The following is a 9,717-nucleotide window of genomic DNA, read 5'->3' as shown; positions in this document are numbered from 1 at the left end:
GACCCGGCGCCGGGTGCCGGCCGCCCCGGCGAACGCGGCCCGCACCAGGTCGACGGCGCCGGCGGTGTCGGCGAGCGCCTCCGTCCAGTTCTCCCGCAGAGCGGCCCATTCGGCGATCGCGGTGAGGCGTTCGGTGACGCCGGAAGCCGTCAACGACAGCGGATCGGTGGCCGCGATGTCGAGCAGCTCGACGATCTCGGGCGGATAGCCGGCGCCCACCTCGTCGAGGCGCGTCATGATCGGGGCGAGGCCGTGTGCCACCTGCGAATCGATCTCGTCGACGGCATCGAGGACGCGGATCACCGCACGGGTGTCGTCGAGCGTCTGCGGCAGCTCGCGCAACATGTGCCTCAGCTCGGCGAGCTGGATGTCGTCGAGACCGGACCGATCGCGCGCGGCCCCGGCCGAATCCAGGGCCGACATGGCCTGAGTCAGGAAGTCCCACAACCGCCTCAGCGTCTCCTCGGCATGCGCCCACCGCTGTGCGGTCACCCCGCTGGGGGAGTAGCGGCGGACATGGGCCATGCCGGGGTGTGCGTCGAGCTCGAACAGGGCGGCCGACATCGATGCGACGTCGTGCGTGCCGGCCGCGAGTTCGCGGTCGATCTCGTGGAACGCCTTCGCCGTCATGGCGCCGCCTCGTAGCGCGGTGCGGGGGGGCCGGGCGACGGCCCGAGACTGTCCAGCCATCTGGAGTAGAGCCGTTGCCACGTTCCGTCGGAACGGATCTCGTCGAGTGCACCGTTGACGAACCGGACCAGGTCGTCGCGGTCCTTCCGGATCCCGATGGCATAGGGCTCCACACCCATGCTCGGCCCGACGATGCCCACGCTGGGGTCCTGCTCGGCCAGCCCGGCCAGCACGACGTCGTCGGTGCTGATCGCATCGATCTGACCCTGCTGCAGCATCACCAGGCAGTCGGTCCAGCTGGTCACACCGACGACGGTGGGCCGTGCTTCGAGTGCGAACAGCGTCGACAGCGACGTCGTGCCGGACACCGCGCAGACCCGCTTGCGGGCCAACCTCGCGGCGGAGTCGATGCCCGATCCCTCGACAGCGAGGATGCGCTGGTTGGCATAGAAGTACACCGTCGAGAAGGCGAGCTTCTCGCGGCGCTGACACGTGACCGAGAAGGTCCGCACCACGAGGTCCACCTGACCCGACGTCAGCGCGGTCTCCCGCTGGGCGGCATCGACCACCCGCAGGTCGATGCGGTCGTCGTCGCCGAAGATGCGTCGTGCGATCTCGCGGGCGAGATCGATGTCGAAGCCCTCCAGGTGCCCTGTTCTGGGATTGCGGTACCCGAACAGGAAGGTGTTCTGGTCGACGCCGACCACCAGCCGTCCCCGCTCCGAGATCGCTGCCATCGTCGAGTTCGCCGGCATGTTCCCCGGCTCCGGCATCGGTCCGGGGCGCAGGCTCGCCTCGCGATCGCAGTCCGGCGCCGGCGTCCCCGGCGCGGCGGTGATCTCGGTCGCACCGGCCGGTCTGACCTGTGCAGGTGTGGCGTTGACCGGCGCGGGCGGCGCCGGGGGTGAACCACAGCCGCCGGCGACGACCGCCAGTGCCACCAGTACCCACCGCACCCTCACAGGAACTCCTCGAGCCGCGGCCACAGCCCGGCCGTGGCGGCCACCGCGGCGAGCGCCAGCAACACCGTCGTGCCGAGGGGAGTCCAGGCCAGGGCGTCACCGGCTTCCGCGGTGCGGTCGCGCAGTACCGCACGCGTCTGCTCGATGTGGTCGCGCAGAGTGGACTCCACCTCGGCGAACTGCGCGGCCGAGCCGTTCGGGTGGGACCCGACGGCCTGGGTCACCGCGGCGTTGTACTCACCGCCGACGTAGGCCGTCACCTGCCTGTCGTGTGCGGCCGACCAGCGCTGGACTTCGTCGAGGACGGCCGCGGGTCCCGATCCCAGCACGCCGGTGAGCTCGTCGAGCCGGCCCCGGAAGGATTCCTCTCCCCTGGTGATGTCGCCCCGTGCGATGAGCTGGAGCATCTCGTCGGTCCGCGCTTGCTGGGCCAGGATCCTTGCCTTTGCGAGCTGGCCGAACCGTGCTGTGCCCTCGCTCTGGCCGCGCTCGATGCTTGCCGCCGCCACCCAGGTGGCCGTGACGATCCACGTCATCACCAGCACCACCACGGCCGCCGCGACGATCAGACCGATGTTGACCTGCCGGTTCGTCCTGGCGCGTAGCGCCAGCGAACCGGCCAGGAGCACTGCGAGCAGCACCGTCAGCAATAGCAGGCCTGCGACGGGTGTCGCGCCGACCGCGCGCTGTCCGGCGTGGACCACGGCCAGGTCGCGCGCGAAGATCCGCTCGGCCCCGGGGAGCAGTTCGGTCTGCATCAACGAGGAGGCCTCGCGCAGATACGCAGAACCGACCGGGAACTCCTGGAGGTTGTTGGCCCGCGCGAGTTCGACCAGCCCCGTGTAGGTCGCCAGCTGCGTCGAGACCTCCGCCGCCTCGGCACGCGTGTCCGCGTCGGTGGCGCCGGCCGTGACGTCCACCAGCGCCGACGACGCCGCCGCCAGCGCCTGCTGGTACCGCATCCTCGCCGGTGCTGACAGAGTCCCGCCGGACAGGAACGCCGACGCGGCGGCTGCATCGGCCGCCGACAGCGCGGCGTACAGATTCTGCGCTGCGTAGGCGAACGGTTCCGACCGCTCGAGCACGGTGTCGTGTTCGGCTATCCGCCGGTCGAGCCCGCCGGCGCAGACCACGGCGGCCACCGTGCAGGTCGCGACGACGGTGGCCGCGATCAGCACGATCATCCCGGGCGTCGTGGCCACGAACCGCCGGATCCACGCACGCCGTCCGCGGGATGCGCGCGTCGCCTCGACCGGAGCGACGGCGTCCTCGTCCGATGTGGCGGCGTCGCGCCGCGCACCCCGCCGAAGGACTGCCGCCCCTTCGCCCATGTCGGACTCCACTTCGTGACCCACCACTGCAGATCAGGACGCTTTCCATCATCACGGGCACCCGCGCCGAATACGCGAGTACTGCACTACTGCTGTTTGTGCGTTCCGGTGCAATCCACTACTTGCGGCTCCCCACGGTTCCTAGGGTGGGCGTATGCGGTTGACCTGGCCGTTGACCGGTCGCTCCGAGGAGATGCGACTGATCGCGGCCGCCCTGTCCGACCCGGGCCTGTGCGGAATCGTCATCGGCGGCGCGGCCGGGGTGGGTAAGAGCCGGGTGGCGCGTGAAGCGCTGGAGCAGGCCGCGACTCTCGGACACACGGTCCGCTGGGTCGTCGGCACCTCGTGCGCCCGCGGCCTTCCGCTCGGAGCGTTTGCGGCGTGGGCGGGAACGGCAGGCCGCGACGATCTCCAGCTGGTGTGCGCCGTGATCCGGTCGCTCACCGCGGCCCCGCCCGGCACCGCGGTGGTGGTCGGGGTCGACGACGTCCACCTGCTCGACGAGCTGTCGTTGTTCGTACTGCAGCAGATCGCGCAGCGCGGTGAGGCGAAGCTGATACTGAGCATCCGCGACGGCGAAGAGATTCCCGTCGGCGTGCACGAGCTCTACCGGATCGGCCAGTTCGACAGGCTCGACCTCGAGCCGCTGTCACTTCCGGAGACCACGGCCCTGCTGTCCGCGGCGCTGGCCGGCCCGGTCGACCCGCACGCCGCACGCCGGTTGTGGGAGCTGACCCGCGGTAACGCGCTCTACCTGCGCCACATCGTCGAGCAGCAGGTCGCCGAAGGCCGGTTCGGCGGGGAGTCGGGCACGTGGTACTGGCTCGACGAGCCCATCGTCGTCCCGCACAGCCTCATCGAACTGATCGAGTCCCGGATGGGCGCACTGGCGCCGGATGTGGCGGCCGTCATCGACACACTGGCGGTCGGCGAGCCGATCGCGCTGCCGGCTCTGGAGCGGATGGTGGGCCCCGACGCCGTCGAGGACGCCGATGCCCGGGGGTTGATCAGGGTCGATCAGGCCGGCACGGGCCCCCAGGTGTGGGTCGCGCACCCGTTGTACGGAGAGGTGCGCAGGAACCGCGCGGCGCCCACCCGGCTGCGCAGGCTGCGGGGACTCGTGGCCACCGAACTCGGCGCCGCGGACGACCGGGACGATGCGCGGGTACTGGTCCGCCGCGCCGCCATGAGCATGGACTCGGACCTCACCCCGGACGGCAATCTGCTGGTCACGGCCGCCCGCAAGGCTGTCGCACTCGCGGACCTGTCGCTCGCCGATCGGCTCGCCTCCGCGGCCGTGCACGCCGGGGAGGGACCCGAAGCGGTGTTCATCCGGGCACACGCGCTGTCCTGGAGCGGACGCGGACGGGAGGCCGAAGCGCTGCTCGCCGAGATGTCCGTCGACGGGATGGGCGACGAGAATCGCGCGCGGCTGGCCTATCTGCGCGCGAGCAATCTCCTGTGGGCCCTGGCCGATCCGCCTGCGGCCAGGGCGATCATCGACGCCGCCTCGGACATCACCGCGGGGCCGGCCGGTCACTCGATGGCCGCGCTCCGGACGGTGTACTGGTTCGCCGTCGACCGGCCCGGTGATGCGGTGAAGACCGCGCAGCACCTCGAGCTCGACGACCTGCCCGCGATCGTGGGGGCCGAGACGGCGTGGGCGCTCACCGCCATCGAGGCGGATGCTGGTCGGCTCGGCCGGGCGGTGAGCGTGGCCGAGGCCGGATACGCCGTGGCGACCCGGTCTTCGGACGCCCCGCACATGCAGTTCAACATCGCCGACGCGCACCTCGGGGCGCTGCTCTTCGCCGGCCGTGTCGCGGAGGCAGAGGAGCTGGCCGAGCGGGTGCGCCGACAGGCTGACGACCTTCCCGGCGATCCGCGGTGGCTGGGCGCCGCGATCGCGGGACGGGCCGCGCTGGGCAGCGGCCACCTGGACACGGCCTGTGTCCTGCTGGCGCCGGCGGAGCGGGCGTTGACCGCCTCGGGTTACGCCGTCGGCTGGGGGTACCGCTACGGCGTCGCGCACATGACGGCGCTGGCGATGCGGGGATCGACGGCGCAGGCCGCGGCGCTCCTGACGGATCTCGACGCCCGGCAGCGCACGTTCCGATCCCTCGATGACGAGCGCGCCCTCGCCCTGGCGTGGCTGTCGGCCGGGCAGGGGGTGGTCAGCGAGGCGATGGCGATCGCCACGAGGGCCGCCCGAACAGCGGCCGCCAACGGACGATTCGCGGCTGAGGTGATGTGCCTGCAGACCGCGGCACAGTTCGGCGACACGTCATGTGCGGCGAGGTTGGGTGAACTCGGCGCGATCGTCGAGGGCCCACGTGCCCGCATCGCGGCGCGACTCGCAGCAGCCCTTCGTGACCACGATGCCGCCGAGCTGGTGGTTGCCTCGGAGGAGTTCGAGGCGATGGGGGACCTGGTGGCGGCAGTCGACGCCGCCGCGCAGGGTGGGGTGGCCTACCGCGACGGGGAGTTGCGCGGCTCGTTTCTGACCTGCCTCGCGCGCGCCGAGGCGCTGGCCGAGACGTGCGGCATCATCGAGACTCCGGCGCTGCGGCAGGCCCGCGAACCGATACCGCTCACCCACCGGGAGCGGGAGATCGTGTCGCTGCTCGGCCACGGGCTGTCCAACCGTGACGTCGCCGAGCGCCTGACGCTGTCCGTGCGCACCGTCGAAGGGCACATCTACAAGGCGATGAGCAAGACCGGGACGACGAGCCGCGAGGAGCTCGCTGCGCTGCTGACCCACCGCAGGCCGCCCACTTGACACCCGTCAAGTATGGCCGTCGTAGAGTCGGTCCATGCAGATCCGCGAGCATGTCGGCGCCGGCAAGCCGGCGATCATCCTCCACCCGTCCGGCACCGTCATCACGTTCGACGACCTCGAGGCACGGGCCAACCGGCTGGCACACCATTTCCGCGCCAACGGGCTGCAGGAGGGCGACGTCGTCGCCATCCTCATGGAGAACAACGAGCACATGCACGCCGTCATGTGGGCGGCCCGCCGCAGCGGCCTGTACTACGTGCCGATCAACACCCACCTCACAGCCGCCGAGGCGGCCTACATCATCGACAACAGCGCCGCGAAGGCCGTCGTCGGATCGGCGGCGCTCCGTGAGACCTGCGCGGAACTCGGCGAGCATCTGCCGCGCGGGCTACCCGCTGTGCTGCTCATCGCCGACGGATCCGAAACGTCGGCGACGGACGCCTCCAGCGACCTCGACGGCTGGGTGCGCTACCCCGAAGGCGTTGCCGAACAGCCCGATACACCGATCGACGACGAGATCGAGGGCGATCTGCTGCAGTACTCGTCGGGCACCACCGGCCGGCCCAAGGGCATCAAACGGGAACTGCCGCAGGTGCATCCGTCGGAGGCGCCCGGCCTGATGGCGATGCTGGTGCAGTTCTGGCTCGACCCCGACGCGGTCTACCTGAGCCCCGCGCCGCTGTACCACACCGCCCCGTCGGTGTGGTCGATGCAGATCCAGGCCGCCGGGATCACCACCGTCGTGCTGGAGAAGTTCGACGCGCAGGGCTGTCTCGACGCCATCGTGCGCCACCGCGTCACCCACGGGCAGTTCGTGCCCGCGATGTTCACCAGGATGCTGAAGCTGCCGGAGTCCGTGCGCAACAGCTATGACGTCTCCAGCCTCAAGCGGGTGATGCACGCCGCGGCACCGTGTCCGGTGGAGATCAAGAAGCAGATGATCGACTGGTGGGGCCCGATCGTCGACGAGTACTACGCGTCCTCCGAGGCGCACGGGTCCACGCTGATCTCGGCCGAGGACTGGCTCACCCACCCCGGGTCGGTGGGCAAGCCGATGAACGGGGCCATCCACATCCTCGACGAGGACGGCAACGAGCTCGGACCCAACCAGCCCGGCGAGATCTACTTCGAGGGCGGCGCGTCGTTCGAGTACCTCAACGATCCGGACAAGACGGCCAAGTCACGCGAATGCCATGGCTGGACCACGGTGGGGGACATCGGTTACCTCGACGAGGAGGGCTACCTGTACCTCACCGACCGGCGGCACCACATGATCATCTCCGGCGGGGTGAACATCTACCCGCAGGAGGCCGAGAACACGCTGGTGACCCACCCGAAGGTGATGGACGCCGCGGTGTTCGGCGTGCCGGACGACGAGATGGGCCAGCGCGTCAAAGGTGTGGTGCAGACCGTCGACCCGGCCGACGCGACCGAGGCGTTCGCCGAGGAACTGCTCGGCTGGCTGCGGGACCGCCTGGCGCACTACAAGTGTCCGCGGTCCATCTCGTTCGAGGCCCAGCTGCCCCGCACCGACACCGGCAAGCTCTACAAGCAGGAGCTGATCGCGAAATACTCCGGCTGATGCGCGTCGTCGACCTGTCGGACCCGCCGTCGCCGGACGCCGCGGAACCGGCGGGCGTCGTGGTCGCCACCGGCGACCCTGCCGCACCGGGCGCCGAACACTGGTTGCAGCGAGCGACTTTCACCATCACCGAGCAGCCGTGTGAGGACCGCCGAGTGGTCCGGGTGCCGTCGGTGCAGCGCACCCTCGCCGAACTCGATCAGCGCTGCCGCACCTGGCCGAAGGCGGCGGCGATCGGCGACGACGTGCTGCGGGCGGTGGACGTCGCGGCGCCCGCCCACGCCGGCCTGATCGCGGAGTCGCTGGCCTACTCGACGCTGCAAGGCAGCGCCGAGTTCCAGTCCTGGCTGGCCGCGCGTGGACCCAGAACGCCTCCGGTGCTGCCGGATCCGGTGCTGGCGCAGCGCGACGGCGACACCCTGCGGGTCCGGTTCAACCGGCCGGGCAGGCACAACGCCTTCTCCACCGACGCCCGTGCCGCGCTCCTCGAGGCGCTCGAGATCGCCCGCCTCGACCCGTCGGTCACCGAGGTGGTGCTCTCCGGCAACGGGCCCTCGTTCTGCAGCGGCGGCGATCTGGCCGAGTTCGGTTCCTTCACCGATCCGGCCGACGCGCACCTGGCCCGCACCCGGCACAGCCCGGCGCTGGTGCTCGACGAGCTGGTCCGCCGCCTCGGGCCGGCGCTGCGGGCCGAGGTGCACGGCCAGGTGCTCGGCAGCGGACTGGAGATGGCCGCGTACTGCGGACGGGTGACGGCACATCCCGATTCGGTGATCGGGCTGCCCGAACTGGAACTGGGCCTGATTCCCGGGGCAGGCGGCACCGTCAGCATCACCCGTCGCATCGGGCGGTGGCGGACCGCCTACCTTTTCCTCACCGGTGACACCGTCGACCCCGCCACCGCACTGCAGTGGGGGCTCGTCGACGAGGTCACCACCGACTTCTGGCCGCTGGCCCACGGGTAGACACCGACCGCCGATTATCGAAACGGCCGCCGCGACGGCATGATCACTGTGAGGGTGGCGTCGACGGGTATCGGGGGTCTGTTGTGCTGTGGATTCTGGGCGGCTGGGGCGATCGTCCCGACCACCTGTGGTCCTGCGCAGAGCGGGTGCAGCGGTCGTTGCGGCTCGCGCCGTCGCAGCCGGATGTGTACGGGCACTGGGGTGTGTGGCTGCCTCGTGATCCGGACGGGCGCACCGGATATGACCTGCAACCGGTCGACGTCGACGACATCGCCGATATCGAACGGGCCATCGACAGGGTCACCGAACGCGCTGCCGGTGGCGGCCCGGCGGCGGGCATCTACGCCGAGTTCGCCCGCAGCCGGTCCGGTGAACAGCCGGAGGCGAGTTCCACCCGGTTCGAGTACGTGGTGCGGGCGGGATTCACCGACCGGTCGAGGGCGCAGAACCAGGTCGCGTTCGACGTCGACGCGGAGACCGACGACCGCACGCTGATGGCGTACATGACCGCGCTGGTGCAGGCGTGGGAGCCCGATCACCTGGGCGCGGTCACCCAGCAGACCAAGCGGGCGCAGCGCTACCGGTCGCCCGAGGCGGTGGTGGGGCGGCTCACCTACATCCGGGCCGGCACCCCGTTGGACACCGGCGTCCTCGCCGACCGCATCGACATCGCCGCCGCCGACGGCGGGCATTACATCCGCGTCCCCGGCACCCCGGAGCGGCCGAGCCTCGACCACATCACCACTGTGCGTCGTGCGCTGGGCTATGGCAGCAGCGGAACGCGGGACGCGGCGGTCAGCGGCCGGTCGGCGTGACCGGCGCGGGCATCACTCGTTCTGCGCCAGGCAGTAGGTGCGTTCCGGTTCCGGGAATGCCAGCGCCTGCGCGGGCGGGACGCACGCGCTGGGATCGTTGCTGTCGAGGCGGGTGGTGACCTTGCCCGCGGCGTTGGGGTCCGCGCAGTCCACCTTCCTGAACATCGTCTCCACCGAGTCGACCCGGAAGCAGTCGCCCTGTTCGAAATTGGGCAGGAAGCACCGGGTCTGGCCGGTGACCGTCGCCTGGTAGAGGTACGAACCCTCGCTGGCGGGGCCGTCGGGGCACTGGCCGGGTCCGGACACGGCACCCAACTGCAGCTGGGCTTCGGGGTCCGAACAGTCGACGCTGTCGGGCACGCCGGTGTCGGGGATGTCGATGACGCACTCGCCGACGTCGAGCCCCGCGCTGTCGCTGCTCGATGTCGGCGACGACGACGAGGAACGCTCGGACGACGAGGAACGCTCCGACGACGAGGAAGTGGACGGCGACGACGCGATCCGGCCGAGATTCCCGAGCAGTCCGAGTACCAGGATGATCGCGCCGGCGATGATCAGGCCGGTGCCCTGCTTCTTCGGCGCGACGGGCGGTGGCGGCGGGTAGCCGGGCGGCGGGTACGGGGGCTGACCGCCGGGCGGCGGGTACGGCGGCT

At 70.9% G+C, this 9,717-nt stretch carries 7 protein-coding genes and 1 pseudogene; 4 read left to right on the top strand and 4 right to left on the bottom strand.

The window, feature by feature from the left end; translation table 11 throughout:
- The 3 genes and pseudogenes from Q2100_RS26915 to Q2100_RS26905 form a co-directional block, all read right to left on the bottom strand.
- A pseudogene (locus tag Q2100_RS26915) lies at positions 1 to 630 on the bottom strand (hypothetical protein); the annotation flags it as partial.
- The gene (locus tag Q2100_RS26910; RefSeq protein WP_302916519.1) at positions 627 to 1,592 is read right to left on the bottom strand and encodes a glutamate ABC transporter substrate-binding protein; all 966 of its coding nucleotides are present in this window, start codon (positions 1,590 to 1,592) and stop codon (positions 627 to 629) included. The gene Q2100_RS26910 and the pseudogene Q2100_RS26915, both read right to left, overlap by 4 nt.
- Positions 1,589 to 2,923: a GlnX family signal transduction membrane protein gene (locus tag Q2100_RS26905; RefSeq protein ID WP_302916518.1), complete on the bottom strand. Its 1,335-nt coding sequence runs from the start codon at positions 2,921 to 2,923 to the stop codon at positions 1,589 to 1,591. The genes Q2100_RS26910 and Q2100_RS26905 overlap by 4 nt, the downstream gene beginning before the upstream one ends.
- A 154-nt stretch (positions 2,924 to 3,077) precedes the next feature.
- On the opposite strand from Q2100_RS26905, the gene Q2100_RS26900 reads away from it, so the two are divergent.
- The 4 genes from Q2100_RS26900 to Q2100_RS26885 all read left to right on the top strand — a co-directional run bounded on the left by Q2100_RS26900 (position 3,078) and on the right by Q2100_RS26885 (position 9,064).
- Positions 3,078 to 5,702 (top strand): LuxR C-terminal-related transcriptional regulator, encoded by a 2,625-nt coding sequence (locus Q2100_RS26900; RefSeq protein ID WP_302916517.1) that lies wholly within the window; start codon positions 3,078 to 3,080, stop codon positions 5,700 to 5,702.
- Positions 5,703 to 5,736: 34 nt separating this feature from the next.
- Positions 5,737 to 7,284 carry a fatty-acid--CoA ligase FadD4 gene (fadD4, locus tag Q2100_RS26895; protein WP_302916516.1) on the top strand — a complete coding sequence of 516 codons (1,548 nt, stop codon included), beginning with the start codon at positions 5,737 to 5,739 and terminating at the stop codon, positions 7,282 to 7,284.
- Positions 7,281 to 8,249 (top strand): enoyl-CoA hydratase/isomerase family protein, encoded by a 969-nt coding sequence (locus Q2100_RS26890; protein WP_302916520.1) that lies wholly within the window; start codon positions 7,281 to 7,283, stop codon positions 8,247 to 8,249. The genes fadD4 and Q2100_RS26890 overlap by 4 nt, the downstream gene beginning before the upstream one ends.
- Positions 8,250 to 8,332: 83 nt before the next feature.
- Entirely contained in the window at positions 8,333 to 9,064 is a 732-nt protein-coding gene (locus Q2100_RS26885) for a hypothetical protein (RefSeq protein ID WP_302916515.1), read from the top strand.
- Between the two features lie 12 nt (positions 9,065 to 9,076).
- Here Q2100_RS26885 and Q2100_RS26880 read toward each other — a convergent pair.
- The coding region (locus tag Q2100_RS26880) for an LppU/SCO3897 family protein (RefSeq protein ID WP_302916514.1) at positions 9,077 to 9,717 on the bottom strand (641 nt) is incomplete at its 5' end.

It is taken from the genome of Mycolicibacterium arseniciresistens (assembly GCF_030519285.1).
Classification (GTDB): Bacteria; Actinomycetota; Actinomycetes; order Mycobacteriales; family Mycobacteriaceae; genus Mycobacterium; species Mycobacterium arseniciresistens.
The sequence above is the reverse complement of the archived record's forward strand: the minus strand, read 5'-3'. Positions and strand labels throughout refer to the sequence as shown.